The organism is Synechococcus sp. OH30 (assembly GCF_047462175.1).
Taxonomy (GTDB): Bacteria; Cyanobacteriota; Cyanobacteriia; order Thermostichales; family Thermostichaceae; genus Thermostichus.
In genome coordinates this window covers 1-26,777 of the sequence record NZ_JANSIP010000001.1, presented here as the reverse complement: position 1 = coordinate 26,777, position 26,777 = coordinate 1, and the positions used below count along the sequence as shown (strand labels likewise).

Below are 26,777 nucleotides of genomic sequence, written 5' to 3'. Positions count from 1 at the left end.
TTGGGCGCCGTCTTGGCTGGAGAGGCGAGCTTTCCCCACAGAACTTTGAGGAGTGGCCACATATGGCTTGGCTTCTTGCGAAGGCGCAAAGGGGAAACGGCGTTATCCTGCCATGCCTTCCTCCTTCTTGCCAAGGGCTGACAAACCAAACTCATAACGAGTATGATTAAGAGGTCCAACGCAGAAGGAGAGTTGGCATGGTGGAGATTCGCGAGATTCCCCTGCAGCAGATTTGTCGCCCGCTGCCGCGGCAAACGGATCCGGAGAAGGTGCGGGCACTGATGGCTTCCATCCAGGAAATAGGCCTGCAGGAGCCGATTGAGGTTTTGGAGGTGGAGGGAAAGTACTACGGCTTCTCGGGCTGCCACCGCTATGAGGCCTTTGTCCGCCTGGGCAGGGATCGGATCCCGTGCCGCGTGCGCAAGGCCACCCCTGCTGTTTTAAGGCTTCATTTGGCTTGAGGGAGGGATCCCTTTATCGCCCAGCTCTGCCTGGGAAATGTAGCCCCGCTCATAGGCAAAGCGCACCAGTTGGGAGCGGTTTTCCAGAGAAAGCTTGCTGAGAATATTAGTCAGGTGGGTCTGGACAGTGCGTGGGCTAATGCACAGCCTTTCGCCAATCTGCTTATTGGTGTAGCCCTGGACCACCTCCCGAAACACCCGCTCCTCGGCGGGGGTTAACTTGAGCTCCGCCAAGCGAGGGCGAGGGGCAGTTTCAGCTTTAGCGGAGTTCTGCTGCTGGATGAGACGGAGGATCTCTAATTGAGTGCGGCGGGATCGTTCAATCTGCGCCTCGATCTTGGCCACCAACTCCAATGGCTCAAAGGGCTTGATGATGTAGTCATCGGCTCCCCACTCATAGCCCTGAATGCGGTCGCCCAATTCGCCCCGGGAAGAGAGAAAGATAAAGGGGACGAGCTCACCACCCCGCTGTTGGCGCAGCTGCCGGCAGAACTCAAAACCGTTCATTTCCGGCATCACCACGTCCGACACCACCACATCCGGCTGCTCTTCAGCAAACAGGCGCAATCCTTCTCTGCCGGAAGTGGCTGTGCAAACCCGATAGCCATGCTGGCTAAGATGGCGGCTTAGCACCTTGAGGGCAAGGGGATCGTCATCCACAACGAGGACACGCTTCATAATGATCCAAAGGGGAGTTGACGCAGGAGAGACTCCTGAGATCCTCGCAGTTAACCTGGAGATCCCTAGCCCATGATAATCGCTGCAGGGGGCGGGAGGCAGTTCAGGCTCTGCGGGCAGCAAGGACTAAGCCCCCATCCCTGAGTAGCGTTGCAGGCCCTTTCGCCATAGCCAACGGTTGACCAGCCAAAACAGCCCCAGCCAAGCCAGGCTCATGCCAAAACCGCGCAGGAGGTCTTGCGGGATCCCCACCCAGAGGCTGGCGGGAAAATGCACCAAGTAGGGAAAGGGCGTCCAGGCTAAGACCTGGCGCACTGCCGGCGGAAACACCTCTAAGGGGGCAATTACACCCGAGAGGAACAAGTACACCAAAAAGTGAAACTGCTCTAGAGCTGATATTCGCTCCACCCAAAAGGCCAGCAGGGCCAGCGTGTACTGCATAAGAAAACGCAGGGCAAAAGCCAACAGAATAGCCAGGGATCCAAGGGCCACTTGTTGCCAAGAGGGGATCCAAAAAGCGCGGGGGTAGAGCAAGAAGAAGAGGGCAAGCAAAGCCACCGTAAAGGGAAGGCGGGCAAGGCGTTCCATGAGGTGGCTAACCACGTGGTGCCAAGCAGGATCCAGAGGTTGCAACAGACGCGGCGAGAGCTTCCCCTCCACAATCTCTCGCTCAAAATCCCAGATTACCCAGATGATGGTGAACTGGCGCACCAGGAACACCGCTAGGAAATAGCGGATGAACTCCAGGGAAGATAGGGCAAAGTTCCCCGAGCGAGCGGCCTCGCTCCAGAGCCCCATCATGATTAAGGGTAAAGATGCAGCCAACGCCCACAAAAGGAGTTCCGCCCGGTACTCCAGCATGTAGGCGTAGTAGGCGGAGCAGAGAGCAGCCAGCTTGCGCAAAAAAACCTTCATCAAGACCCTGCCGGTAGGGGAGGCAAAGGACGCAAGGTGGGCAAGACGTTGGCCAGCGTGACTACCGCTCCAATAACCACAATGGCAGGGGGCAACACTGGCGGTGGCTGGGCAACCAAGCTGTCCAAGCGCAGCAGATGGATCTCCTGCTCTGGAGTGGTACCCCAGCGGATTAAGGCCACTGGTGTATCGGGAGCTTTGCCGCCGGCCAACAATTCGGTGGCAATGTGGCCGAGGTTATGAATGCCCATGTAGATCACCAAGGTTTCCACAGCCTCGGCTAGGGCGCGCCAATTGACCTGGGGGCGGTATTTCCCCACCGCCTCATGGCCAGTTACGAAGGCAACTGAGGAGCTGAGCTCTCGATGGGTGAGCGGGATCCCGGCATAGGCGCTGGCAGCTATGCCCGCCGTAATTCCCGGCACCACCTCCACGGGGATCCCGGCCTGCACCAGCGCCAACATCTCCTCTCCCCCCCGCCCAAAGATAAAGGGATCCCCCCCCTTCAGGCGCACCACTACGGCTGCTGTCTGGGCTTTCTCAATCAGCAAGGCCGTGATCTGCTCCTGGGGGAGGGTATGGGCGCCACATTGCTTGCCAGCGTAGATTCGTTCTGCCGTTGGGGGGATCAAATTTAAAATGGCGGATCCCACCAGGGCATCGTAGATCACCACATCCGCATGGGCAAGCAGGGCCTTGCCCTTCACCGTCAGCAGCCCCGGATCCCCAGGCCCTGCCCCCACCAGATACACCTTGCCCATCTTGAATCCCAACAGCCTCCTGGAAAGATCCATTCTGCTTAAGCAGGACAGGTTTGACCAGCCCATCTAGCTAGGACAGGCCATCCGGACTGTCTCAACAATTGCCTGCATCAATTGGGGATCTCGCCAGAGGGGTGGCTCTACCTCCAGCTGCAACAAGGGCCACTGCCGCCGCAGCTGCCGCACCTGGTCTTGCAATGAGCGCAACAAGCTCCCCGGAAAGAGGAAAAAGGGCAGCACCCGCAGGCGGTACTGGCTTAGGCGCAAGCAGCGAATGACAGTGGCCTCTAGCGTAGGAGGCTGGGCAGCAAAAGCCGGGTGAATCAGGATCCCGGGCAGGCGCTGTTCCAGCACTCGGATCCCAGCTTCGAGTTGGGCGGCAAAGCTAGGCAGGCGGCTGCCGTGGCCAAATAGGATCCAGCCATGTACAGGATCGCCTAGGTGTTGCGCTGCCACCATGCGCGCTGCCAACAGATCAAGGAGGGCCGGGTGCTGACCGATGGGCGGTGTCAAAAGCAGCTTTAGCCGGGGCCAGCGGGCACGAAGCTCCTCCAGAGCAGCCGGCAGATCCTCCTCCACATGGGATCCCCCGCCCATAAAGAGCGATACCAGCACTACTGGGCTGGCGAGCCTAGGCCGCTGAGCCGCCAAGTGGCTGTGAATCTGCTCCCCCAGGCTTAAGGACCCACTTTCCAGTTGAACCAGCTCCACCGCCTGCGGAGCCAGCCGCTGCCGCACCCGCGCTAGCAAGTCCGCTGCCGCCTGCTGGTATTCCGGATCCCGGCTGCCGTGACAGACCAAAAACACCAGGGGAGTTGAAGACATGGTAGAGCCGAGGGATCCAAACGCACCTGCTCCATTTTGCTCCCTTCCGGCAAGGTTTCGCGCCGGATCTGGACGTATGAGATAATGGGTACATACCTTTCCAGACTCGTCGGCCCTTTCCCAGGATTTCATGTCATTTGAAAATCGCTCCTCTGCTCCTGAACTGTTGATCCACGTCTTGCGGGAGGGCTTGACCGAATCTATCCACCATTGCCAAGCGGTGGTGGCCGATAGTCGCGGACGCTCCCTAGCCGTAGCTGGCAAAAGCACCACCCCAGTCTTTGCCCGCTCTGCCCTCAAGCCCTTTCAGGCGCTGGCCATGCTTTCCACCGGCATCCGGGAGCGCTATCGACTTACTGAGAAAGACATCGCCATCATGTGCGGATCCCATCAGGGCACCGCGGCCCACGCGCGGCAGGTGTTCAGCATGCTCTGGCGCGCCGACCTCTCCCCGGAACTGCTGGTCTGCCCCACCCCCCCTGGCAAGCCCAGCCCCCTGTGCCACAACTGCTCCGGCAAACATGCTGGCATGCTCCTGGCCAGCCGCGCCCAAAACTGGACTCTGTCGGACTACGCCCAGCGGCACCATCCGGTGCAAGCCCTGGTGCGAGCCAAGTTGGCGGATCTATTGCAGATGCCCTCGGAAGAGTTTTTGTTTGCCCGTGACGACTGCGGCGTGCCCACTTACCAGTTACAACTCAACCACTTGGCTTTCCTGTATGCCCAGCTCACCGCTGGCGAGCGACCCGAGCTGGAGGCCATTGCCCGCGCCATGACCCACCATTCGGAAATGGTGGCTGGCGAGGGATGTTTCGACACCGAGTTAATGCGGGCTACCCAAGGCGAGCTGGTTAGCAAGTCCGGCGCCGAAGGGATCCAGTGCATTGGGCGCGTGGGGGAAGGGATGGGCCTGGCCATCAAGGTCCAAGACGGAGCAGCGCGCGCCAAATATGCCTTGGCTTTGCACCTGCTGCAGCGCATGGGCTGGATCCAACCTGCCGCTGCCGAAATGCTAGGGGAGCGTTTCCTCGCCGTCGGCCCCTACACCCGCCTGGAGGTGGAAGGGGAGCTGCGCATGCCCTGAGCAATCCAAGCGGGGCTGAGTCTTGCATCTTACTCCCTGGCAGTGCTACCTTGTCGAAAAATTGGAAGAACAATGTTTGAGGAGTCTTTCAAAGCTCTCGACGGCGAGCTGGCCAGCTTAGTTGAGCTCACTAAGAAAGTGACGAAAGCGGTAGGCAGTGCTCAAGCTGCTAGCAGAAGGGGAGATCTCCAAGCAGTAAACCGCCAGGTAGAAAGCTGCGGCTCTGCCCTCAACAAGGCTCTCTCCCAAGTGGAGCTGGTGAGGCGAGCTCTTGAACAAGCCCAGCAAGCTTTGTCCACCTCCTCCCTCGAAGACCTGGCCCGCGAAGTGGGGGAACGGGTAGACCAGCCCTGGCTTCCTACCGAGAATCCCAACATTTTTGTGGCCTTTCCCGCCTTAGTGCACTTTGCCAGAGAGGGGGTACGTATTGACCGCAAGATTTTCCGATCCCAGCGGCCCAGTGCTATTGCTGAGGCAATCAAGCGAGCAAGAGCCGCCAAGAGCAAAGAGACTGATCCCCAGGCTGTCCTTCAGCTCATTTGGAAGGCAGCAAGAATTGCGGCAGGCTACCTGAGAAAGCGTGTGGAGCAACTGCCTAACTCCATAAGTGTAGCTGCGCGAGATGTCTTCGATGTTCTCCACCTCAATAACTCAGACTACACAGAAGCAGAATTTACACGACATCTTTACCTTCTAGATCGAAACCCAATCAACAATGTGGATGGCTATCGCTTGATCTTCTCTGCATCTACAGGCACGCGCTCAGGTCGCTGCTATCGCATTCGCGATGAACGCGGTGAGGAACATATTTACTATCTTTTGGAGTTTGAGCGTCTATGAGTGGGGAAACCCAGAGTCGTCTACAGCTTGATTTATGGCTGCGTTGTCTTGAGAAAGACTACCTGGGATCCTTCATCCCTGCGGGTGGTGCAACCGTCAAGCTAGCTGTTGTCCCAAAAGATTCCTACTCCCGCCTCTACAAATCTCTTCGGGAAAAGCTATCTCCTCCTTCTTTTCGGCTTTTTGATCTAAGCGAAGAGTGCATCAATCTACATTCAATTGAGAATTTTTGGTTCGCCCTTGCTCAGAAGGTGGACTGGGAATCTTTTGCCAGAGAACTGCGCTATAGCATTCTCAGAAAAATTGGATACTCCCCCAGCTCAGAACACTGCACTTTAGAGGAACTGGCGGAGCTTTACCAAGTTGAGGCCCGCGAGATCAACATACAGTTTCAGCGAGAAATTAAGAAGCTGATTTTTCAGGACTACTCTCTGGCTCTCGACTTTCGCAAGGCTATTTCCCGTCTTATCTACGAGCCTCTCCAAAGTCCAGGCACTCTAGAAGGTTTGTGCCTTGCGGTTCAGGAGTGGCTCAAAGGCACACTGGAATCTATTAGTCAAGTGCGTGGGGCAGCTATTTTTCGAAGGATTGATAGGACAAATTCTCGAGAGATCCTACTTTCTTTTCTAAGGCTTTTTACGCGCCAGCTCGGTTGCACAGCAATTCTTGTCAGTCTGTTTCATTACTATGAGCGAAGAGAAAATGGACGTCCAATCTTCACTCGTAGGCAAATTATTGAGCTTTACGAAACCTTGCGAGAGTTTATCGATGCAGAGAGTAAGCTTGAGAAAACAGTTCTAATCTTCATGGCTCCTCCAGATTTTATTGAATCAGAACTTTTGTCCTACCATAAGTACCGGGCCTTGCAAACTCGAATTGAGAACGAGGTATATTCTCCCGATTATCCCAATCCTTGTACAACTATGGTTCAACTTCAATGAGCGAATCACTTGTAGCCCGAAGAGCGATTGAAGCGCTGCGAAACGGTGTTCCCAATCCATTTGCGGTTGCAGAACTTGGCTCTTGGCAACAAGAGGTCGAAGAGAAGTTTTGGGAATTATGCAACGCCCCCAGCTTAGAGCCTGGGGGGATGCTCGTGAAGGGGGACTTCGGAACTGGTAAGTCTCATCTTCTACTAACTCTGCAGGAAAAAGCAAAGAAGCGGGGTTTTGCCACCTCGCTGGTTGTCATCTCTAAAGAGCTGCCTCTTGGCAATCCTAGTCGCCTAATTCCCCGCATTCTTGCCGAAATCGAACTCCCTGACATGGCTGAGCGCGGGCTCCAAGGCATTGCAGGTCGTCTGCAGTACAAACAGCCTTCTTTCCAGGAGTTCCAGCTTTGGGTTAACCAATGGCGATTTGGAGAGGGCTGGTGGCCGGCCACTCTAGCTTTACACCAAAGGCTAGAGGGTGACGATGAGAAACTAGATGCTATTGTCCGCTTTTGGGCTGGTGAATCCACCCTGAGGCTCTCAGAGGTGCGGCAGAGACTTCGGGATCACGGTCTGGCAGGGGCTCACTCCGTCGGCAAGCTACCTCCTGCGGAAAGTTTGCACTGGCAGCGCCTGGCTTTTTCTGCTCAGCTATGTCGGGCCATAGGGCTCAGGGGCTTGGTGGTTTTGGTGGATGAGATCGAGCTGATTGCACAGTACAGCATCCTGCAGCGGGTCAAGTCCTACCGCGTTCTTGGCCATTTGTTTGGCAAGGAAACTTTACCTGAAGAACTAAAAGCAGCTCCGCTAATTCTAGTGGGAGCAGTAACCCGCGACTTTGAGCAGTCTATCTTGCAGGAAAAAGGGGATTGGGAGAAGGCACCTGAGATGGCGCGCCAGAAGCATGTTTCTGAGGAAGCTGTAAGGGCCGGCATGGAGGCCATTCGGCGGGCTATCCCCCTCCGTTCCTGTTCGGAAGCTCAGGAGGCCATTCAAGCGATGTTGCACAAGGTGGCGGGTCTCTACCAAAAGGCCTACCCTGATTGGGGAGGGCCATCACCGTCTGAGCTCCAGCTCCCTCCTCTTTACGGCACAACTACCGTGCGGTCAATTATTCGCCGTTGGATTACTGAGTGGGATGTGCGCCGGTACTACAACCCCACTGGTACAGTTCAGATTGAGGAAGACAAAGCGACTGGACACACCCCTACGGAAGAGATCCAAGAACTGGAAGAGGAAGCTTAAGCAAGCCTAGGTGCTCCTCAAACTTAATCGGCGGGAAGCCCCGCACTGTATGGGTGAAGAGCCAATCAGTGTCGGGATGAAAGCCGTTCGTGCTTCAGTTGAAGAGATTGAGTTAAATCTCTGGAGAGCTTCCCTGACTGGTTTCCGCCGTGGGTTGCACGGTGGCAGCATGCTGAGACCTCTGTACCAACAAGTCAGTGAAGCGTGAAGCCGGTACGCTATCTCTTCGCGCAGCGTGGCGTCAGCCATGTTGTGCTTACTCAACAAAGATGAGGGTCGGGAGTCATCCCCCACCTAGTTTGCAGGAACTGCTCAACGCTGAAAGGGATTTTGGTAGGGGTTGGGGTTCTGGCCCTTGTTGCGGTACTTGGGATTGATGGTCAAGGTGCCGGATCCCAAACCCCGCTGGGCCAGGAACTCCAGGTTGCGGTGGCGCATGGTGGTGTCGTAGTCGCTCTTAACGCGATCTTCGAGGATAGCCACCTGCTGCAGGGCACTCAGCAGAATGGCAGCCGCCTGTTCAGAGGTGTAGCCATTTTGGGAGGCATAGCGCACGGCAAACTCATCAGCTGCCACCTGGGCCTTCTGGCCTTTCTCTGCTTTGCGCAAAAGAAACGCCGCCGATGCTGCCAAAGCAGCTGCCAAGCCCACGCCGAGGTTATCCCCCATCTGCAGCTCCACCACAATGCCCATCGTGCCCGCCCCAATGAGAGCAGGATACAGCAACAGCGCTGACCAGTTGTCTCCCAAGGCCAGCTCAGTGGCCATCACGGCTTCCCGCAAAAAGTAGATCTTCTGTTGATCGGGGCTCAGCTTCTGCCAACGGCTCAGGTCAATGGCAAAGCGGGTGTACTTCTGCCAGGGGAAGCGCCAGAGTGGTTGCACAACCCGAGATTGGTCAGGGGAGCCAATCTCAATCTGCACCTCGGGGCGGATCTCCACCGGGAGAAACTGGATTAGGCGATCAAACTCAGAAATGGTGTACATCGCGGTAGAACTGCAGTTGGAGATGGAGATCACTACCCATGGTAAAGGATTCTGGCCTTCTCTGTGGGCTGGCTCCCAGAAAGCCTAAAGCCAAGGGGCGGCGGGAACCTTGCCCGCTGTTGCTGGGCTAGCGGTAGTTGACAAACTGCAGCGCTACCGGGTAATCCTGCTGCTTGAGCATTTGAATGACCGCCTGTAGCTCATCTTTGTCTTTACCGGAAACCCGCACCAGATCCCCTTGAATGGAGGGCTGCACCTTCTTAAAGTTGTCGCGGATTTGCTTGGCAATCTGCTTGGCCAACGCTGCGTCGATGCCTTTTTTAAGGCGAACCACCTGGCGCACCCGGTTGCCAGCGGCACTTTCCGGGGGCTGAAAGTCAAAGATCTTCAGAGAGAGGCCCCGCTTGGCCGCTTTGGTTAGGAGGAGATCCCGAATGGAGTTGAGAGCCATCTCGCTGGCGGTGGTGATGGTCAGGGATCCCTCCTCCAGCTTAATTTCCGTCTGAGTATCCTTGAGGTCATAGCGCTGCTTGACCTCCCGCTGCACTTGATCCAGCGCGTTCACCAACTCCTGCCGGTTGAAGTCGCTAACAATATCAAACGAGTGGGTGGAGGCCATAGCCCTTATCTTCACTGGCATTCCGTACTCTAAGCCTATCAGGGGCTCCCCAACGGCGGGAGAAGCTACAACAGAAAAAGAAGTTCCGGGGAGCAGGAGGATGGCCAATGTTGTTTTAATTACAGGCGCTTCCGAGGGTATTGGTAGGGCAACAGCCTTCACCTTCGCCCGCGGTGGCTACCGCCTGGCGCTGGCTGCCCGCACCGCCGAAACCCTGAAGCAGACGGCTATCGAGCTGGAGCAAAGCTTCAATGCGGAGGTGTTGGCCGTCCCCACCGATGTAACGCAGCCGGAGCAGGTGCAAAAGCTGGTCGAGGCTACCCTGGAGCGCTATGGGCGCATTGACTGCCTCATCAACAACGCTGGCATCTGCCTGAGCGGTCCTTTCCTGCAGACTACGTTGGAACACTGGCAGGCGCTGCTGGCAGTGAACTTCTGGGGCTATCTGCACACTATCCGGGCGGTGCTCCCCGACATGCTCAAGCGCAAGAAAGGCCAGATTGTCAACGTCGGCTCCATAGGCGGCAAAATGCCCCTGCCGCAGATGGCTGCCTATTGTGCCAGCAAGTACGCAGTCAGTGGCCTGACGGAGGCGCTGCGTCTAGAGCTGCAACCCCACGGCATCCAGGTCATCGCTGTCCATCCGGGCCTAGTCAACAGCAATTTTCTCAAGCGGGCCGTCTTTGTGGAGGAGACGGGAGCGGAGGTTTCTGCGGAGGAAAACTTAACCCACCCTAGCGGGGCACGGCAGCGAATGCAGCAGGCCCTGGAGAGCTTCTGGGTAAGCCAGCCAGAAGAGGTGGCGGCAGCCATCTGGGAGGCGGTTTGCCAGTCCAAATCCGAGGTGATCGTTGGCATGGCCCAGTGGGCAGTAGGGGCCTACACCCTCTTTCCTGGCTGGGTTGGCCCCTTGCTGCAAAGTTTGCCTGACTGGTCTTAGGCTCTACCTTGGCCAAGGGCGGGGCTGGACTATAGTGTATGCTAAGCCTGGCAGTTGCAGCGGTAAGGAGCTATGGTTGGTTCTGCGCCTTCTCCCCCAAGTACTCAGCAGCACCTCCTCATTGTGGAAGACCGCGATGGCCGCCGCACGCAGGTACTGACTGCCGCCAAATACTTTATCGGTCGCGACCTGGCCAACGACATCTGTCTCAACTCTCAGTACGCCTCCCGCTACCACGCCATGCTGCTGCGCATTCCTGCTGAAAGGGAGGGGGAATACTACTACCGCATTTTAGATGGAGACCTGGAGGGCCGGCCCAGCACCAACGGCCTGATGATCAACGGCCAGAAAATTTCTACCCACCAGCTTAAGTCGGGGGATGTCATCAGCTTTGGTCCGGACGCCAAGGCCACCTACATCGTCAAGACCCTCTAGCTTGAGCTTGGCTTACCTCCCTTCTGAGGGCCCAATTGCTGCCAAAGCAGCAGCAGCAAGGCCAGCACCAGGGTCACTTCTGAGAGTAAGGTGGCCAGGGCTGCCCCTCGCCACCCCCACGCCGGGATCCAGAGCCCGTTCAAAGCTCCATTCAGGACCAGGGCTGCCAGCTGTCGGCGGCTGCGCAGCTTTTGCAGGCCAGCACTAGTGAGCAGGTGAGACAACAGCAGGTGGATCCCTTCCAGCAAAATGACTGGACTCAGCCAGCGGAGGATGAGGGCAGTCTCTTGGTAGGCGGATCCCAGCAGCCAAGGGATCCCGTAGGAGCCCAGGGCCACTCCCACAGTAGCCAAGCTGCCGTAGCCCACCACCCAGGGGAAAAGCTGCCAGGCGTAGCGGCAGCCGTGGGATAGGCCCTGCTGACCCTGGCGGCACAGCTCGGCAAAATGGCTGGTGAGCAGAGCAATCATCGGCGTTTGCGAGAAGTTGATGACCCGGTAGGCGGCGCTGTAGAGTCCCCCCGCTGCTGTTGAGGCCAGGCGGGGCAAAAGCAGTTTGTCCAAGTCGGTGAAGGTTTTCGCCGCGGCCAGCCCCAGGGCAAAGTCCCAACCCGCCCTCAGCCGTGCCCTTACCTCTTGCCAGTCCAAAGCCGGGAGGCGAGAAGGGGCACACCACTGCCGCATTCCCCAGCTCATCCCCGCCAGCACCAGCAGCACCATCAGCCCGTAGAGGATGGCCCATTGGGTTAGGGATCCCCAGTCCAAAACCATCGCCAGCAGTACGGCGCTCAATCGCCCCAGCGCCATGCCCGTGTCAATGAGAGCGACCCCAGCAATTTGTTCCTGTCCAATCAGGATCCCCCTGTACACTTCGGGAAGGGCAATAAACAGCAGGTCGCTCCCCAGGAGGATCCCCACCTCAAGGGGTGAGGTCTCGGCCAACCAAAGGCTCAACAGAGGTGTTAACAGCAGCACCATCCCACTGCAGACCAGTCCGGCCAGCCACAGGCTGGGACTGATCTCCGGGGCAGCCGCGGCAGATCTCCGGTTGCTTAGGCGCTGGATCAGCAATTCCGATTGGCCCCAGTAGCCAAAGGGGGCAGCTAGGTTACTGCAGGCCAAGATGGCGGAGAACACTCCAAACGCTTCTGGACCCAGCAGCCGCGCCAACAGGACGAAATAGGCCCCAGACACCCCCAAGCGCAGGCCATTGCCCAGCATCAGCCAGGCTGCCTGGCGCAGTCGTTGCCCTGCCTTATCCAGAGCCGTTTTTCCTGGACGAGGCCTGGCGAAGCTCGAGATACTCGAGATACTGAATAGAGGCTGAGGCTGCCCACCTAGCTGGGCCCAGGGTCGGCTCCCGTTCTTCTTCCAGCAGTTCTTCATGGCCAAACTTTACCCTCTTGCCCCGCCCAGCTCCAGGGCTTTAGGGGAGCGGAAACCCTCCCCCTTCAAGCCGGCTGGGCCGCGGCGAGTCCCTTCCCCACCGCCGTCTGGTAGCCCCCCCTGGCTGGGATCCCCCCCGGCCAAAACGGTAGGTCAAGGCTATCGGTCCGTTGCCTTGCTCTTGCTGGCCAGCGGGCTGCTGTTTGGAGGACTGGGATCGCGGCTGGCCTACCTGCAACTGGTGCGCACTCAGTATTACCGCCAGTTGGCCGACACCAACCGCATTCGCCTCTTGCCCCAGCCGCCGGAACGGGGACGCATTGTGGATCGCAACGGCGTGTTGCTGGCGGGTAGTCAACTGTCCTACTCAGTTTTTCTCTGGCCCTTGGTGCAGTCGCGGCAGGGCTGGCAGGAGACGATCCCCAAGCTGGCCCAGTATCTGGAGATGGCTCCCGAGGAGATTGTCCAGAAACTGGAACAGGCGGGCTACCGCTCTCTCTTTCCTGTGCGCATCCTGCGCAACGCCAGCCCCGAGGTCGTGACCCGATTGGAAGAAAGAAGCCACGAGCTGCCGGGGGTGATGGTGGAAGCAGAGACAGTGCGGTTTTATCCCCATGGCAGCTTGGCCGCCCACGTGCTGGGCTACACCGGCGAGATCCCCCTAGAGCAGCTGCAGGCGGATCCCAGCTACCGCCTGGGGGATATTGTCGGCCTGATGGGGGTGGAGGAACTGTTTGAGAGTCATCTGCGCGGCCAGTGGGGTGGGCGCCAAGTGGAGGTGGACGCTCTAGGAGAAGTGCTGCGGGTGCTGGGCGAACAGCCTCCTCAACCGGGCAAGACTCTGCAGCTGACCCTGGACGTGCGGCTGCAGCAGGTGGCAGAGCAAGCCCTGGGCCAGCAGAAAGGAGCAGTGGTTGCCATGGATCCCCGCGACGGCTCGATCCTGGCTATGGCCAGCTATCCCACCTTTGATCCCAACCTCTTTTCCAGCCGCATCACCCAAGCCCAGTGGGAGAGCCTGCAAAAACAGGACTTTCCCTTCCTTAACCGCGCCCTACGGCCCTACCCTCCTGCTAGCACCTACAAAATCATCACCACCGCCGCTGGGATCGAGTCGGGGGTCTTCCCCCCAGATACGGTGCTGCAGACGGCTCCCTACATCACAGTAGGCGGCTGGCGCTTTTGGGACTGGAACCGGGCTGGCTTTGGGCGGCTGAACTACCGCCAGGCGATAGCCTACAGCAGCGACACCTTTTTCTACCAGATTGCCCTGGGTACCAAGGCCGCCCCCTTGCAAGAATGGTCGCGCCGCTTTGGGCTGGGCCAGCCTACTGGGATCGGCCTCAAAGGGGAAGCTGTTGGCCTGGTGCCTGACGCCGAGTGGAAACAGCGCCACTGGGGGGAGCCCTGGTACGTGGGCGATACAGTGAACATGTCCATCGGCCAGGGGTTTATCACCGCCACGCCCCTGCAGATGGCGGTGGTAACAGCAGCAGTGGCCAACGGTGGCTGGCGGGTGCGTCCCTTGCTCTCGCAGCAGGTGATCCCGGAAAGTCCCGTGCCCCTGCGGCAGAAGGTAGGTCTCTCCCCCGCTACCCTGGAGATCTTGCAACAGGGGCTGCGAGATGTGGTGGTTTACGGCACTGGTGGCAACGCCAACCTGGGGCCAGGCTTTCCCCCAGCCGCCGGCAAAACCGGCACTGCCGAGGATCCGCCGCGGCGATCCCACGCCTGGTTTGTCGGCTATGCTCCCTCTGACCGTCCGGAGCTGGTAGTCGTGGTCTTTCTGGAAAACAGTGGTGGCGGGGGCGGAACCCGAGCAGCCCCTATCTTCCGCCAGATCATGCGGGCCTACTTCCAAAGCAACTCGTGATCCTCCAGCTGTCCCCTTTCCCTAGCAGGGAGCATTATGGGCCGAAAAATTCCGCTCTCCTCCTCCATTGCCTTAGTGGGACAGAGTCCCTAAACTCCTTCTCCAGCCGGCTTCTAGCTTAATTTGGCTGTAAAATAGGTCAGTGATTTGGAACCCAATGGCTACAATCCTGCCATCGGCAGTGGCTGTGCCTTGACCTAGGGTAGGGCTAGCCCTGCTTCTCCAGCTACAACTTCTCTGAGCCGTAGGTGCTCCGCCCTGCTAGCGCCAACTTGGAAAAACACGGCCAGAGAAGGCTTTCAACCCATTGCCCAGCTCATTGAGGAGACTAGGATGAACAAGGCAGAGCTTGTGGAAGCCGTCGCTCATCGCGCCAACGTAACCAAAAAAGAGGCTGAGGCTGTCCTGACGGCAGCACTGGAGATCATCGTTGAAGAGGTTGCCTCCCGCGATGAAAACGGGGAACCCAAGGGGAAGGTCACCCTAGTGGGCTTCGGTTCCTTTGAGGCCCGCAAGCGCAAAGAACGGGAAGGCCGCAACCCGAAAACCAATGAGAAGATGGTGATTCCGGCTAGCGTTGTTCCCACGTTCACGGCCGGCAAAGCTTTTCGCGATGCGGTGGCAGCTGGTCACAAGTCTTGAAAGTGCGGGTGTAGGGGGACAGAGTCCTTGCGGCTAATCTGAGTCCCTATTGGCGGAAGCAGGATGGAGTCCTTAGAGGATTAGCGTGCAACGGCCTCAACATGGGGGCAATCGGGCTTGGGCAGCAGCAATTGCTGGTTGCCCTTCGGAGGCCATTTTGGATTTTTCCGCTAGCCTCAATCCCCTGGGCCCGCCGCAGTCGGTTGTGCAAGCCCTGGTGCAAGCGTTGGAGGCACCCGAGCCGGTTGCAATTAGCTGCTACCCGGACCCCGACTATCGAGAGCTACGCGCTTGTTTGGCGCAGCATTGGTCAGTTGATCCAGAGTGGATTTTTGTCGGCAACGGAGCGGCAGAATTGCTCACTTGGGCGGCTCGGGAGGCGGAGGGGCGGGAGGTATGGCTGCCTCGTCCCGCCTTTGGCGACTACGAGCGGGCACTGCGGGCAGCAGGGGCAGTCATCAAGCCACTGGATTGGTGGTCTTGTCCGGGATCAGCCACTGCTGCTTTGCTGCAAGAAGGGCTCCCCGCCAACAAGAGCGGCAAGGTGCTCTGGCTAAACAATCCCCACAACCCAACGGGCCAGCTGCTCCCGCGGGAGGCCATTCTGCCTCTTCTGCCCTACTTTGAGCAGGTGGTGGTGGATGAGGCCTTTATGGACTTTCTCCTCGGAGACGCGCCCCAAGACCAGAGCGAGCTCTGCTCCCCAAGGGCTGGCGGGCTGGAGGCCTCTTTGCCCCGTAGCCAAACCTTGATTCCCTATCTCGAGGCCCACCCCAACACCCTTGTCATCCGCTCGCTGACCAAGTTTTTTACCTTGCCTGGCTTGCGCATTGGATTTGCGGTGGGCCATCCGGAGCGCTGGCGGCGCTGGCGACAGTGGCGGGATCCCTGGAGCGTCAATGGCTTGGCGGCAGTGGCAGCAGCAGCCGCCTTGGCTGACACGGACTTTCGTCGGCGCACCTTGAGGTGGTTGCCCATGGCCCGCGAGCATTTGCTCAAAGGTTTGCAGGCGCTGCCCGGCTGGGATCCCTGGCCTAGCCAAGCCAATTTTGTGCTGGTGCGCTGTCCTGTCTCTGCCTCACAGCTTCAAGAGCAGCTGCTGCGGCAGCACGGCATCCTAGTGCGGGATTGTCTGAGCTTCCCTGAGCTGGGGGATCGCTACCTGCGCATTGGCCTGAGAACTCTGCCAGAGCAAGAGCGCCTGCTATTGGCCTGTCAGGAAATTCTAGAAAATCTCTCTGGCAAGAGGAGAAACGAGCTGGGTGGAGACCTTGGTTGCCCCTGCTCGCTCACACCCCCTGACTGACGAGTGTCTATCTTGCGGCCAAGCTCTAGAAGCCGGCCTCAGGTCTATGGCATGGTATTATCTGGGGCAGGGCAGTGATGGCTTATCTCCGTCCTTTGCCCCATTCCCGCCGTTAAGCTGTCAACAGGTGTGGTGGGAGGTTGGCTTCGTAGACCTCTTGGTTCCTAAGCTCGGGAGGGTAGGTTATCCATGGATTTTTCTCCGCTTCCAGATCCTACTCAGCCCCTGCCGCCGCCCCAGAAAAACCCGCCGACACCCCAACGCACGCTTCCAGCAGCCCTCAGCCCTCTGCACCCGGATTCCCCCAGGCAAAGGCAGCACTTTCGTCTCTGGCCACGTTTACAACGCCGCGACTCTCTCCCACCGCTGCGGGGCAGCCATCCTGGTAGAACCCTTCCCACCCACCGTCCTTCTCCTGTACTCCTTCAAGAGGTGGTGGAGGATTTGGAGAAAGAAGTGCCCCGCCCTTCTAGAGGAGTTTCGCCTCTAGGGGCTTTGCTAGTGGGGGTGCTCTCGTGGGCGGGGATTGGCTTTGGAGTGCGCTGGCTACTCTGGCCAGGGGAGCTGTTGCAGCCCAGAGTCGAAGAGAGCTTTGCCCCGCTGGACTTAGCCCAGCTCCCTCTAATTCCTTTAGAGCCACCGGCGGTGGAAGTGGGAGAAGAGTTCTATTCGGGTGGGGTACCCCCTCAGCAGCTGGCGCTGGGGTTGACCACCCCCTCCGTGGAGGAACTGCAAGTTGAACCCCTTGAAAATCTCCCCAACCCTCTAGACAGCCTGCAGACCCGTTCGGCCCTTGGTGCCCAGCAACTCCCTCCCAGAGAGGAGACATGGGTAGAGAAACTGGCAGCCAGCTTGGAGCGTTCCTCTCAAGAAAAGCTGCTCAAGACAGTACCCTTAGCTAGTAGTGACCCCGACTCGCTGGGCCCAAACCGCGGCGAGGGCACCTTCTTGGTGCTGACTACCTACGCTGGGGAGGAGAGCTTGGCCCAGGCTCGCCGCGTTGCCCCTGACGCTTTTGTTAAAGATGTGAACGGCCAGAAGTTTGTGCAGGTGGCAGCCTTTGAACAACTGGAATATGCCCGCTACCATGCTGAAACCTTGAAGAATCAAGGTTTTAACGTCACAATTGTCGAGCAGTAGCTTGGGCGGTGGAGTTACAACTCTCTTTGACCTCTCCACCACTCTTCTAGATAAGCTTGACAGCGGCGTAAAAGCTGGCGGCTTTCTTCAAAGGTAATTTGTTCCAAAGCTTCGAGGTAGGAGCACCAGCGGTAGGCAGCCACCTCTTCCGGTTGGATCCGTAGCTCCGGCGGAGGAAACTGGGGTGGCAGGAGAGCTATGTAGTAGGTAACAGTCTTAACCACGGCATACCCGGCTGAATCGGTGAAGGTGTAAGTCTCCTGTAGCGATAGAGGCTCGGACTGGCCCGGCAGTACTAGAAAGTGGTACTCGGTCAAGCCGGTTTCCTCACGCAACTCCCGCTGCGCTGCCGCCAGCTCACTCTCACCCTCATCTTTGTGTCCTTTGGGAAAGGCCCAGTGCCCCTTTTGGTGCTGGATGAGCAGATAGAGATGGGAGCCCTGGTCAGGCGGAAGCGGAAGCACCGGGATTATGCCGTAGGCAGCATCTGTCAGCATGCAAACTGGGCCTTGACACTCCTACCAATTAAAGTCGGGGGATTCTTACGCAGTCGATAAACGGAGGCAGAGAGGTGTTGTCAAACCGCCCCTACGCAGGTTCTTGAGACAAAGCCTCAAGGTTCTACTTTTAGCAAGTTGGGCTGGAACCCCCTCTTTGCTGCTTGGTACAGTCCTCGCGTAAGACCAGCGCAGAGGCTTGCCATCGCTCGGGTTGTTCCCTGGAATTGGGCAGCTCGTTTGCCTCCCAGAAGTTGGCTTGCAAGCTGTACCTACAATAGCAGTAGCTGTAGCGTTGGTTGGCAACTAAAAAGGTACGCAAGCTATCCTTCTTTCCCTCCTCTGGGATGGCAGTGGCCTAGCGCAGCCGTCGGCAAAGGTCAGCCTTCAGATTCCCAAGGGATCACCTGCCCCCAGATCGCCCACCAGGCCAACGAGCGCACCTTTCTGGCCTGGCTGCGTACCTCTGTGGCTCTCATTGCCTTTGGCTTTGCCCTCGCCCGCTTCAGCCTCTTTTTGCAGCAGATCGAAGCCGCCAGCTCCCCCAAGCAGCCCGCTCCGGCGCACGGCCTCCTGTTGGTGATGTTTGGAATCCTGATGATCGGCCTTTCTGCTTGGCGCTACAACCAGGTGATGCGGCAAATCGAGGCGGGCGACTTTCGCCCCAGCCGTTTCCTCATCTGGATCATGGCTGCCGTGGTGGCCCTGTTTGGGCTGCTGAGCCTTCCTCTTATGCTGCTTATGCTGCGCCGCCCCCGCCCTCAGGAGCCTTCGCGGCTTAGCCTGCCGGAGTGAAGGGCCGCCAGCGGCTCCAATTGCCGAGCCTGCTGCCTGAGGCGCTTAATTAACTGCTTGCACACCACCTCGCACAGCTCAAAACAGATGGGATCCGCAATTTGGTAGTAGACGCTCACGCCCCTGGGCTCGCGGCTGACGATCCCTGCCTGCGCCAGGATCTTGAGATGTTTGGAAACGTTGGCCTGGCCCATGCCGGTGGCCTCTAGGATTTGGGTAACGTTCTTGGGCCCCGAGCGCAACTGACACAGGATCTGGAGCCGGCTGGGCTCCGCCAGAACCTTGAAGTACTCCGCCACGCTGGTCAGCACTTCCGGCGTCAGGGTCAACTGGCACTCGTCTTTGCCAGCTTGCACAAGCTTGTCCCAATCCATAGGCTGTCTTGAGGGAGGTGGTAGCTTGATTTTAACACCAGATAGTTATACAGTAGAATAAGAACCCGGATGCGGAGCACGTTCGGGTTCTTGCCAACAGACAGGAGGGCAGCATGCTATTTCGCCAACTATTCGACGCTGAGACGAGCACTTACACCTATTTAATCGCAGACCCAGACACCCGCGAGGCCGTACTGGTGGATCCGGTGGTGGAGCAGGTGGAGCGGGACTGGAAGTTAATTCAAGAGCTGGGTCTGACCTTGAAGTACTGCTTGGAAACCCACGTCCATGCCGATCACATCACCGGCACCGGCAAGCTGCGGGAGTTGAGCGGCTGCCAAGGGGTGGTGCCGGTTCAGGCCAAGGCGCAATGTGCCGACCGCTTCATCGGCCATGGGGAAAAGCTGCAGGTGGGATCCATTGTCATCGAGGCCATTGCCACCCTGGGCCATACCGACAGCCACATGACCTACCGCGTCAATGGGGATCGCGTTCTTACAGGAGACTCGCTGCTGATTCGCGGCTGTGGCCGTACGGATTTTCAGAGTGGGGATCCCGGCTTGATGTACGACCACGTAACGCAGCACCTGTTTACCCTGCCGGACGAGACGCTGGTTTATCCCGGCCATGACTACCGGGGACACACCGTCTCCACCATTGGCGAGGAGAAGCGCTGGAACCCCCGCTTCGTGGATCCGGAAACCGGTAAGCTGCGCTCGCGGGAGAGCTTTATTGCCCTAATGAACAGCCTCAACCTGCCGCAGCCCAAGAAGATCCAGGAAGCGGTGCCGGCCAACGAGCAGTGCGGCCAAGTGGCAGCCGCAGTTTAGTTGCTAGTGTCAGGCGGCCCGTCAGAAAGGGGAGGGTTGAGAGTGGATCGCCAAAATCTCTATGAGAGGGATTTCTACGCTTGGACTCAGCAACAAGCCCAATTTCTGCGGGAGCGGGCCTGGGAGAAGCTGGATCTGCCCCATTTAATTGAGGAGATGGAATCATTGGGCAGGCAACAGCGGCAAGAGCTGCGCAACCGGCTGGGGGTTTTGGTGGGGCACCTTCTGAAGTGGGAGTATCAGCCGCAGGCCAGATCGGTAAGCTGGCTTCTTACCCTACAGGTGCAGCGGCAGGAAGTTCTAGATCTGCTGGAGGAAAACCCAAGCCTGAGACCCTATTTGCCGGAGGCCATCTCCAAGTCTTACCTGAGGGCGCTCCAACTGGCTCTGGAAGAGACCAAGCTGCCCAGAAAGACTTTTCCCAAGACCTGCCCTTATTCTCCTGAGCAAATCCTGGATAGCCAGTTTTATCCTGGCGAGCCCAGCAGGTTGCTGGAGGAGGAAGATTAGAAATCCCTAAGTCTTACAACAACCCTAGAAGCAAGGAAGAAACCATGATCGTAGCCCAACAAAATCCTACAGCTCAGCAGGAACGGGATCCCCGTCTTAAGGAGATCGACGCCTTGACTTTAAAGCAGTGGCTGGATCAAGGGCGGGTACAGCTCATTGATGTGCGGGAGCCGGCAGAATACCACGACGAGCGGATCCCGGGGGCGATCAACATGCCTCTATCTACCTTTGACCCCGCCAAGGTGCCGATCTCGACGCCGGAAAAGCCGGTGGTGCTGCAGTGCCGCATGGGCAGCCGCTCCATCCGTGCCGGCTGTCAGTTGCTCGAATACGGCTGGCCGGAAGCCATTAGCCTCAAAGGTGGGATCGAAGCGTGGAAGGCCGCCAAGCTGCCCACCACCCGCACCCGCAACGCGCCCATCTCGCTAATGCGACAGGTGCAGATTACAGCGGGATCCCTGGTGCTCATAGGAACCCTGCTGGGAGCCTTTGTCCATCCCGGCTGGCTGGTGTTGAGTGGCTTTGTGGGAGCGGGGCTGGTGTTTGCCGGGATCACCAACACCTGTGGCCTGGCGCTGCTTTTGGCCCGCCTGCCCTGGAACCGGGGTCAGACGCTATGAGCGGGATCCCGTCCGCCTCTTCCCCAAAGCAGGGGATCTGGGCGCGTTACCTGCCCTTGGCCAAGGATTCCCTGTGGTGGCTTCGCTACCGGCGAGAGGATCTGCCGGGGGATCTCATTGCCGGGGTGGTCTCGGCCATCCTGTTGGTGCCCCAGAGCATGGCCTACGCGCTGCTGGCCGGCCTGCCCCCCGAGACAGGCCTCTACGCCAGCATCCTGCCGGTCATCGCCTACGGCTTCCTGGGATCCAGCCGGGCTTTGTCGGTGGGGCCGGTGGCCATCATCGCCCTGCTGGTAGCCTCGGGTTTGGAGCCGCTGGCTGAGCCGGGCAGCCCAGAGTATGGCCAGTTGGCGCTGGGCTTAGCTCTGGAAGCGGGCCTGATCCAGCTAGGGGTAGGGCTGTTGCGCCTGGGGTTTTTGGCCAATTTCCTGAGCCACTCGGTTATAGCGGCCTTTAGCAGTGCCGCAGCCCTAATCATTGCCCTTAGCCAGCTCCGCCATCTGCTGGGGGTGAAGATTGCCAACACCGAGTCCTTCTGGCTGCTAGTGCAACGGCTGTGGCAGAGCCTGGATGGGGTCAACTGGGCCACCCTGGGGCTGGGGCTGTTGTCCATCGCCCTGTTGGTGTACGCCCAGCAGAAGCTGCCGGCGCAACTGCGCCGCTGGGGGATCCCGCCCTTCTGGGAGTTGCTGCTCACCAAGAGTGCTCCCCTGGCGGCCGTTTTCTTAACCACCCTGCTGGTTTGGGGGCTAAACCTCTCGGAGAGAGCGGGAGTGGCGGTGGTGGGATCCATTCCGGCTGGCCTGCCACCGCTGACGTTTCCCCAACTGAGCTGGCCAGAATGGGGATCCCTGCTGCCCACCGCCCTAACCCTCAGCTTGGTGGGCTTTACGGAAAGTTATGCCATGGCCCAGGCCCTGGCCAGCAAGCGGCGGCAGAAAGTGGATCCCAACCAGGATCTGGTGGCCCTGGGAGTGGCCAACGTGGCAGCAGCCGTCAGCGGTGGCTTTCCGGTCACGGGTGGGATCAGCCGCTCGGTGGTGAACGCTCAGGCGGGGGCCAACAGCGGTCTGGCCTCGGTCATTACGGGATCCCTGATAGCTCTGGCCATGATCTGGCTGATGCCCCTGTTTACTTTCCTGCCCCAGGCCACCCTAGCTGCCGTTGTGCTGGTGGCGGTGCTGGGACTGGTGGATTTTCACCCCCTGCTGCAGAGCTGGCGCTACGACCGCGGCGATGCCCTCGTTTGGCTGCTCACCTTTGCCAGCGTGTTGGCAATTGGGGTGGAGCGGGGGATTGGTCTGGGAGTGCTGGCCTCCATCCTTCTCTTCCTCTGGCGGGCCAGCCGCCCCCACATTGCCATTGTTGGCCAGGTGCCGGGTACCGAGCACTACCGCAACGTGCTGCGCCATGAGGTGATTACCGATCCGCGCATCTTGGCGGTGCGAGTGGATGAGAGCCTGTTTTTTGCCAACGCCGCCTACCTGCAGGAGTACATTCTGCAAGAGGTAGCAGCGCGGCCGGAAGTGGAACAGGTGCTGCTGGTGGCCAGCGCCATTAACTTCATCGACGGCAGCGCTCTGGAGGCCCTGACCCAACTGGTGGAACGTCTGCACCAAATGGGGGTGGGCTTTGCCCTAGCCGAGGTAAAGGGGCCGGTGATGGATCGCCTCAAAAGGGTGGGGTTTGTGGAAAAAGTGGGCGCTGAGCGCTTCTTCTTGTCAACCCACCAGGCAATGCAGGCTCTCAAATCCCAGGCGATGCCGGCAGCCGCTTCCGGATGAGCACCAGGGGTGTCTGCTCCGCCGCATTGCCCGCTGGGTTCTTGCGCAGCGCCTGCTCCACCAGCTCCCGCTCCACCCCTGGGCTGGCCGCCAGAAGAGTTACCTCTCCCAAGTCGTTGGCATCCACAATGGCCACCTCGTAGCCGGTCTGGGCGTGGAGCTCAGCCACCAGCTTAGCCGGCTGCCGCGGCCCTAAGACGATGAACTGGTCGTAGGGGGGCAAGGTGCCGGTGACATCGTCGATGAGGTCGGCCTGCTCCCCCGCCAGGGCATAGAACACCCCTGGGATCCCCAACAACTTGGCCAGGGATCCGACAACAAAAGCCGCCAGCACCCGCCAGGCTCCCGAGCAGTCGATCAGCGTCTGCATCCCGTAGCAGCTCGAGAGACTGGTCTTGGAGGGGAAGAAGTAGCAGAGGGTGCGGGCTAGCCAGCCAGGCTGCACCTGCAGGGGATGGCGAAAGTTGCCCTGGACGATGGCTGCCGCGCTTTCCGAGATGGCCACGATATCACCGGGCTGGATGTGAGGGCCCACGTAGCGCCGCAGCACCTCGGCGAGGTCATCGCTGGGGGTAAGCAGATGGGTGGGAATAGCAGCCCAACTCACTGGCCCCTGCTGCTGCCAGGCCAGCTCCGGCAAGGGCTCCACTTCCTGCAAGGGCAGGATCAGGTGGCTAGTCTTAAGGGTGCGCCGCTGCCGCCCGTACTGGACGTAGTCCAGCTCCAGCCAGGCCGAGCGCAAATCTGCCAGCCCTTCCCCCCTCAGCTCGATCTCCACTTCCAAGCCGGTCTGGCTTTGGGGGGTGATGATGTAGGCCTGCCAGTAGTTGTCCTGGCGAGGGGGCAGATCCGCATGGCGGGAGCGCAGGCGGATCTGGGTTTGGATCCCTTCGATGGAGCTGGCACTGAGCAAATGCAGTCGCGGCTGCACCTGGGCCAAGGTAACCTCAAAGAGGGGGTTGAGGTTGCGGGCCACGAACTCCGCCTGGATCAGCCAGTGCTCGGGGCTGAGGCGGTTGAGGTGCCAGCTCTGCGGCTCCACCACCAGGCAGTCGGCGGGGCGGGTCTTCCGCCAGTACAGCACCGTCGCCAAACTCAAGAGCAGCCCGGCCACCACCTGAATCCAGCCTGAGGGATCCCCCAGCCAACGCCAGATCCCCCAGAGGCTCAAGACCACCCCCGCCAATACGCCGACCACCACACCTCGGCTTACCATCCGGATTGTTGCCATCGGGATCCCACTCCTTGCAATCGTTAAGCCCTGCTAAAGCCTGCCCCTTCCGTCCAGCCCGCCCCCTAGACTACAGGTACCGACCAAGCCCTAGCCATCCTACCGGGAAACCGACAGCAAGCGGTCGCAGAATCTCTACCCACATTTCCATCTCAAACATTTAGCCTGCAAATAGGTTGCATTCTAAGTTTTCCCACAGCATCCTGCGGAGGTCGCCCATGGCCCACAAACAGCAGTTCAAAAGCTTTGACGACATGATCCAGGGATCCAAAACTCCCATTCTGGTGGATTTCTACGCCACCTGGTGTGGTCCCTGTCAGGTCATGGCCCAGGTGTTGGAGCAGGTGAAGCCCCAAGTGGGGGACGCCATCTCCTTTGTTAAGGTCGACACCGAAAAGTACCCCAGCATCGCTGCCCGCTGGGGGATCTACGCCGTGCCGACCCTGATCCTGTTTAAAGACGGGAAGCCGGTTGACCGCATTGAAGGGCTGCTACATCCCCGAGCTCTGCTCGAGCGTCTACGGGCCCAGGTCAACCTACCGGTGGCCTGAGCTTTGCAGGGGCTTGAGCCTGTGCCGCTTCTCCAAGTTCACCTGGCAGGAGAAGTGCCCTACCGCACCGCTTGGGCTTGGCAGCAGGCCAGGTTGGCCCGGATGATCCGCCATCCTGAGGTGCCAGATGGGCTTTTGTTGCTCACCCACCCGCCGGTCTACACCCTGGGGGCAGGGGCCGATCCCAAGTTTCTCAAAAGCCTGGCTGGACGGATAGGATCTCCGGATACTCAGCCAGAGTCCCCTGCTCCTGAGGGGCCGGAGGTTCTGCGGGTGGAGCGGGGCGGCGAGGTGACCTACCACGGGCCGGGCCAGTGGGTGGGCTACGCCCTACTGAACCTAAAGCGCCATAGGACTGTCTACGGCTCCCATGGCCAGCCGGATCTGCACCGCTACCTGCGCCACCTAGAAGAGGTGCTCATCCAGACCGTAGCCCACTTTGGCCTGCGGGGGGAGCGGCTCCCTGGCCTGACAGGGGTTTGGGTGCAAGGCCACAAGGTGGCGGCCATCGGCATCAAGGTCTCCCGCTGGGTTACCTACCACGGCTTTGCCCTCAACGTCTGTCCGGATCTGGCTGCCTTCGCAGCCATCGTGCCCTGTGGGATCCCCGATCGCCCGGTGGGATCCCTGGTGCAGTTTTGTCCGGAGGTAACAATGGCTGCTGTAGCCCCAGTGTTGGTGCAATCTTTTTGTCATGTCTTCGGGCTGCAGGCCCAGGCAGTTTCCCTGGCCGAGTGGTTGGGAGAGCCTCCTCAGTTTGTCTAAATCCGAGATGGCCCTAGATTCAATCCAAGGGCGACTACTCCACCCCCAACTGGCGCAACAGTTGCTGCAGGATGGCTTGGTCAGCAAAGTTGCCGCTTTGGGAAAAAAGAGCCAACGCCTGGCGAAAGTCAGCCATGGCAGCCTCTCGCTCCCCCAGTTGCAGGTGGGCCACGCCGCGACTAAAGTAGGCCTCTGGGATCCCCGGATCCAACTGGATGGCCCGCTCCGCATCGGCTAGGGCTTTTTGGGGCTGGCGCAACTGGTTGTAAACGTAGCTGCGGTTAACGTAGGCTGGCGCATAGGTGGGATCCAACTCTACTGCCCGATCCAGATCCGCCAAAGCCGCCACCGGATCCCCGCGCAGCAACTTGAGGGATCCCTGCCAGTTAAACTCGGAAGCAGAGCTTCGGGTGGAGGTCTTCTTAGGAGGAGTGGGGGAGGTGGGCAAAGAGAGGGCGGGGGCAGGAGCCAGGAATGCCGCCAAGCAACCTATCACAGCCAGCCTTCCCCATCGCCGCTTCATCGTGCCCCGCTGAGGATCCCAACCCAGTCCAGTATAGACTGCCGGCAAGAGGGGCAACCCTTGCACTTAGAAGGAGAGCTTCTAGAAGAGATGAGCAACCGGCAGAGCAAAGCCTGGAATAACCTCTTCGCCCTCCAGAAGATCAACTGACTTGAGGAGACGGTCGGGCTCTTGAGAGCTGCGATACACCAGGACGTAGCGCTTGCTGGGATGAACAAGCCAAGCCAGGCGGCTGCCATTTTCAAAGTACTCCACCAGCTTCTCCTGCATTTCTTCGAGCGTATTGCCGGGAGAAAGCACTTCAACGGCCAGATCTGGAGCGCCTTCTAAAAATCCCGTGGGCAGTTCGGCCATGCCCTGCAAGCGTTCTTTGGCAAAAAAAGAAACGTCAGGGGAGCGCCAATTTCCACTCTTCATCCTAAAAGCAGTGCTGGAATCTAAAACGATTCCCAGAACGTAGGGGGTTAAAGCTGCCAGGAGGAGACTGCAGACATAGCTGTGGAGCGCCCCCGCACTTCCCATGTCAATTGGCTTTCCAATGAACTACCCCACCGCGCAGGCGGGTGGGGTTTCCTCACCCGCTTGACAGCAGAGCTTTTGTCTCTTCTTCTGCCCCAGTTGCTTCATCGATCCCGTGTACCGGGCCTGTGAAGTAGAGCTGAAGCATCCAAGACTCACGAGGCTGGTCCCCAGCCCCGGTTGCTGTTCGCGACAGCGGGACGGAGTCCAATTAGTAGCAACGTTGTACAGTACCATCACCGTCCCCCTGTCCCGCGGTATCGCAAAACCACAAGCAGGGCAGACATGGTAGCGATTACTCAGGTCTGCCCACTCCTTGTGAATCGCATCACACTAAGGACTCCGTCCCGCTGACGCGAACGGACAGCGCTGAGACGGCTTAAGGGTTTGCGTAGGAAGAAACAAGACCAGACCACCCTTCTGCTCAATTTTGTAGGTCAGCAGCCGGTTGAGGGTTGCAAAACCTACCGACAAAATAGACTTGTTTAGTCCGGCCTTGGGCTTCTTCCCTTTACCCTTAGCTTTACGGGTCATGTTCTTGACGTTGAGCTTTAAGGACTCCGTCCCGCTAACGCGACCGGTTACCCCGATGTCATAACGACGCGCAATCTCTGAGGTAACCTTGTGTTGCCAATCTCTACGCTGACGGGCAACTTTGGCTTTGAGCTTGGCCTCCAGTCGGTTGATTTTCTTCCATCTCCTAGAAGCCTT

The 26,777-nt window shown here is 59.0% G+C and carries 30 protein-coding genes and 2 pseudogenes; 19 read left to right on the top strand and 13 right to left on the bottom strand.

The window, feature by feature from the left end; all coding sequences use genetic code 11:
- The first annotated feature begins 197 nt into the window (after positions 1–197).
- Positions 198–461, top strand: coding sequence for a ParB N-terminal domain-containing protein (locus NW830_RS00160; protein ID WP_414362793.1), 264 nt, complete (start codon positions 198–200; stop codon positions 459–461).
- Here NW830_RS00160 and NW830_RS00155 read toward each other — a convergent pair.
- The 4 genes from NW830_RS00155 to NW830_RS00140 all read right to left on the bottom strand — a co-directional run bounded on the left by NW830_RS00155 (position 441) and on the right by NW830_RS00140 (position 3,640).
- Complete coding sequence (locus NW830_RS00155; RefSeq protein WP_414362792.1) at positions 441–1,139, bottom strand: response regulator transcription factor; 699 nt, start codon at positions 1,137–1,139, stop codon at positions 441–443. The genes NW830_RS00160 and NW830_RS00155 overlap by 21 nt on opposite strands.
- Positions 1,140–1,265: 126 nt before the next feature.
- On the bottom strand, positions 1,266–2,054 hold the full coding sequence (locus tag NW830_RS00150) for an ABC transporter permease (protein ID WP_414362791.1): 789 nt from the start codon (positions 2,052–2,054) through the stop codon (positions 1,266–1,268).
- A complete protein-coding gene (gene cobA / locus NW830_RS00145) occupies positions 2,054–2,815 on the bottom strand; it encodes a uroporphyrinogen-III C-methyltransferase (RefSeq protein ID WP_414362790.1) in 762 nt (253 codons plus the stop codon). Before cobA ends, NW830_RS00150 begins: the two co-directional genes overlap by 1 nt.
- A 66-nt stretch (positions 2,816–2,881) precedes the next feature.
- Positions 2,882–3,640 carry a sirohydrochlorin chelatase gene (locus NW830_RS00140; RefSeq protein WP_414362789.1) on the bottom strand — a complete coding sequence of 253 codons (759 nt, stop codon included), beginning with the start codon at positions 3,638–3,640 and terminating at the stop codon, positions 2,882–2,884.
- A gap of 130 nt (positions 3,641–3,770) precedes the next feature.
- Between NW830_RS00140 and NW830_RS00135 the strand changes: the two genes are divergently transcribed.
- The 5 genes and pseudogenes from NW830_RS00135 (at position 3,771) to NW830_RS00115 (ending at position 7,740) form a co-directional block, all read left to right on the top strand.
- On the top strand, positions 3,771–4,724 hold the full coding sequence (locus NW830_RS00135; RefSeq protein WP_414362787.1) for an asparaginase: 954 nt from the start codon (positions 3,771–3,773) through the stop codon (positions 4,722–4,724).
- Between the two features lie 72 nt (positions 4,725–4,796).
- Positions 4,797–5,564, top strand: a complete 768-nt coding sequence (locus tag NW830_RS00130) for a hypothetical protein (RefSeq protein ID WP_414362786.1) — start codon at positions 4,797–4,799, stop codon at positions 5,562–5,564.
- Complete coding sequence (locus tag NW830_RS00125) at positions 5,561–6,505, top strand: hypothetical protein (protein ID WP_414362785.1); 945 nt, start codon at positions 5,561–5,563, stop codon at positions 6,503–6,505. The genes NW830_RS00130 and NW830_RS00125 overlap by 4 nt, the downstream gene beginning before the upstream one ends.
- Positions 6,502–6,765: pseudogene (locus NW830_RS00120) on the top strand (BREX system ATP-binding domain-containing protein); the annotation flags it as partial. The gene NW830_RS00125 and the pseudogene NW830_RS00120, both read left to right, overlap by 4 nt.
- Before the next feature lie 63 nt (positions 6,766–6,828).
- Positions 6,829–7,740: a hypothetical protein gene (locus NW830_RS00115; RefSeq protein ID WP_414362815.1), complete on the top strand. Its 912-nt coding sequence runs from the start codon at positions 6,829–6,831 to the stop codon at positions 7,738–7,740.
- 312 nt (positions 7,741–8,052) lie between these two features.
- On the opposite strand, the gene NW830_RS00110 is transcribed toward NW830_RS00115, so the two are convergent.
- Both NW830_RS00110 and NW830_RS00105 read right to left on the bottom strand, forming a co-directional pair.
- Positions 8,053–8,727: a DUF3318 domain-containing protein gene (locus NW830_RS00110; RefSeq protein WP_414362783.1), complete on the bottom strand. Its 675-nt coding sequence runs from the start codon at positions 8,725–8,727 to the stop codon at positions 8,053–8,055.
- Positions 8,728–8,854: 127 nt separating this feature from the next.
- Positions 8,855–9,346 carry a YajQ family cyclic di-GMP-binding protein gene (locus NW830_RS00105; protein ID WP_414362781.1) on the bottom strand — a complete coding sequence of 164 codons (492 nt, stop codon included), beginning with the start codon at positions 9,344–9,346 and terminating at the stop codon, positions 8,855–8,857.
- Positions 9,347–9,446: 100 nt separating this feature from the next.
- Here NW830_RS00105 and NW830_RS00100 point away from each other — a divergent pair, with 100 nt between their 5' ends.
- Together NW830_RS00100 and NW830_RS00095 are read left to right on the top strand one after the other, a co-directional pair.
- The gene (locus NW830_RS00100) at positions 9,447–10,286 is read left to right on the top strand and encodes an SDR family NAD(P)-dependent oxidoreductase (RefSeq protein WP_414362780.1); all 840 of its coding nucleotides are present in this window, start codon (positions 9,447–9,449) and stop codon (positions 10,284–10,286) included.
- Between the two features lie 72 nt (positions 10,287–10,358).
- On the top strand, positions 10,359–10,721 hold the full coding sequence (locus NW830_RS00095) for an FHA domain-containing protein (RefSeq protein ID WP_414362778.1): 363 nt from the start codon (positions 10,359–10,361) through the stop codon (positions 10,719–10,721).
- On the opposite strand, the gene NW830_RS00090 is transcribed toward NW830_RS00095, so the two are convergent.
- Positions 10,718–11,941 carry a lipopolysaccharide biosynthesis protein gene (locus NW830_RS00090; protein ID WP_414362776.1) on the bottom strand — a complete coding sequence of 408 codons (1,224 nt, stop codon included), beginning with the start codon at positions 11,939–11,941 and terminating at the stop codon, positions 10,718–10,720. The two genes, NW830_RS00095 and NW830_RS00090, sit on opposite strands and share 4 nt — an antisense overlap.
- A 163-nt stretch (positions 11,942–12,104) precedes the next feature.
- Here NW830_RS00090 and mrdA point away from each other — a divergent pair, with 163 nt between their 5' ends.
- The 4 genes from mrdA (at position 12,105) to NW830_RS00070 (ending at position 17,067) form a co-directional block, all read left to right on the top strand.
- Complete coding sequence (gene mrdA, locus NW830_RS00085) at positions 12,105–13,979, top strand: penicillin-binding protein 2 (RefSeq protein ID WP_414362774.1); 1,875 nt, start codon at positions 12,105–12,107, stop codon at positions 13,977–13,979.
- A gap of 333 nt (positions 13,980–14,312) precedes the next feature.
- Positions 14,313–14,621: an HU family DNA-binding protein gene (locus NW830_RS00080; protein ID WP_414362772.1), complete on the top strand. Its 309-nt coding sequence runs from the start codon at positions 14,313–14,315 to the stop codon at positions 14,619–14,621.
- A gap of 85 nt (positions 14,622–14,706) precedes the next feature.
- Entirely contained in the window at positions 14,707–15,927 is a 1,221-nt protein-coding gene (locus tag NW830_RS00075; protein WP_414362771.1) for a pyridoxal phosphate-dependent aminotransferase, read from the top strand.
- Between the two features lie 189 nt (positions 15,928–16,116).
- Complete coding sequence (locus tag NW830_RS00070) at positions 16,117–17,067, top strand: hypothetical protein (RefSeq protein WP_414362769.1); 951 nt, start codon at positions 16,117–16,119, stop codon at positions 17,065–17,067.
- 14 nt (positions 17,068–17,081) lie between these two features.
- On the opposite strand, the gene NW830_RS00065 is transcribed toward NW830_RS00070, so the two are convergent.
- Positions 17,082–17,564, bottom strand: a complete 483-nt coding sequence (locus NW830_RS00065) for a bis(5'-nucleosyl)-tetraphosphatase (protein WP_414362767.1) — start codon at positions 17,562–17,564, stop codon at positions 17,082–17,084.
- A gap of 402 nt (positions 17,565–17,966) precedes the next feature.
- Between NW830_RS00065 and NW830_RS00060 the strand changes: the two genes are divergently transcribed.
- The gene (locus tag NW830_RS00060) at positions 17,967–18,359 is read left to right on the top strand and encodes a YidH family protein (protein ID WP_414362813.1); all 393 of its coding nucleotides are present in this window, start codon (positions 17,967–17,969) and stop codon (positions 18,357–18,359) included.
- Here NW830_RS00060 and NW830_RS00055 read toward each other — a convergent pair.
- On the bottom strand, positions 18,326–18,733 hold the full coding sequence (locus NW830_RS00055) for an ArsR/SmtB family transcription factor (RefSeq protein WP_414362765.1): 408 nt from the start codon (positions 18,731–18,733) through the stop codon (positions 18,326–18,328). The genes NW830_RS00060 and NW830_RS00055 overlap by 34 nt on opposite strands.
- A gap of 113 nt (positions 18,734–18,846) precedes the next feature.
- On the opposite strand from NW830_RS00055, the gene NW830_RS00050 reads away from it, so the two are divergent.
- The 4 genes from NW830_RS00050 to NW830_RS00035 are packed head-to-tail and all read left to right on the top strand — an operon-like array spanning position 18,847 to position 22,477.
- Entirely contained in the window at positions 18,847–19,563 is a 717-nt protein-coding gene (locus NW830_RS00050) for an MBL fold metallo-hydrolase (protein ID WP_414362763.1), read from the top strand.
- Between the two features lie 42 nt (positions 19,564–19,605).
- Positions 19,606–20,073, top strand: a complete 468-nt coding sequence (locus NW830_RS00045) for a DUF29 domain-containing protein (protein WP_414362762.1) — start codon at positions 19,606–19,608, stop codon at positions 20,071–20,073.
- A 44-nt stretch (positions 20,074–20,117) separates the two neighbouring features.
- Positions 20,118–20,693, top strand: a complete 576-nt coding sequence (locus tag NW830_RS00040; protein WP_414362761.1) for a rhodanese-like domain-containing protein — start codon at positions 20,118–20,120, stop codon at positions 20,691–20,693.
- Entirely contained in the window at positions 20,690–22,477 is a 1,788-nt protein-coding gene (locus NW830_RS00035) for a SulP family inorganic anion transporter (RefSeq protein WP_414362760.1), read from the top strand. Before NW830_RS00040 ends, NW830_RS00035 begins: the two co-directional genes overlap by 4 nt.
- On the opposite strand, the gene NW830_RS00030 is transcribed toward NW830_RS00035, so the two are convergent.
- Entirely contained in the window at positions 22,440–23,708 is a 1,269-nt protein-coding gene (locus tag NW830_RS00030) for a hypothetical protein (protein ID WP_414362759.1), read from the bottom strand. The two genes, NW830_RS00035 and NW830_RS00030, sit on opposite strands and share 38 nt — an antisense overlap.
- Before the next feature lie 218 nt (positions 23,709–23,926).
- Here NW830_RS00030 and trxA point away from each other — a divergent pair, with 218 nt between their 5' ends.
- Complete coding sequence (trxA, locus tag NW830_RS00025; protein WP_414362758.1) at positions 23,927–24,259, top strand: thioredoxin; 333 nt, start codon at positions 23,927–23,929, stop codon at positions 24,257–24,259.
- 21 nt (positions 24,260–24,280) lie between these two features.
- The gene (lipB, locus tag NW830_RS00020; protein WP_414362757.1) at positions 24,281–25,024 is read left to right on the top strand and encodes a lipoyl(octanoyl) transferase LipB; all 744 of its coding nucleotides are present in this window, start codon (positions 24,281–24,283) and stop codon (positions 25,022–25,024) included.
- 34 nt (positions 25,025–25,058) lie between these two features.
- On the opposite strand, the gene NW830_RS00015 is transcribed toward lipB, so the two are convergent.
- The 3 genes and pseudogenes from NW830_RS00015 to NW830_RS00005 form a co-directional block, all read right to left on the bottom strand.
- A complete protein-coding gene (locus NW830_RS00015) occupies positions 25,059–25,547 on the bottom strand; it encodes a tetratricopeptide repeat protein (RefSeq protein ID WP_414362756.1) in 489 nt (162 codons plus the stop codon).
- Positions 25,548–25,628: 81 nt separating this feature from the next.
- Positions 25,629–26,075 carry a Uma2 family endonuclease gene (locus tag NW830_RS00010; RefSeq protein ID WP_414362812.1) on the bottom strand — a complete coding sequence of 149 codons (447 nt, stop codon included), beginning with the start codon at positions 26,073–26,075 and terminating at the stop codon, positions 25,629–25,631.
- A 324-nt stretch (positions 26,076–26,399) separates the two neighbouring features.
- Positions 26,400–26,777, bottom strand: a pseudogene (locus NW830_RS00005) (hypothetical protein); the annotation flags it as partial.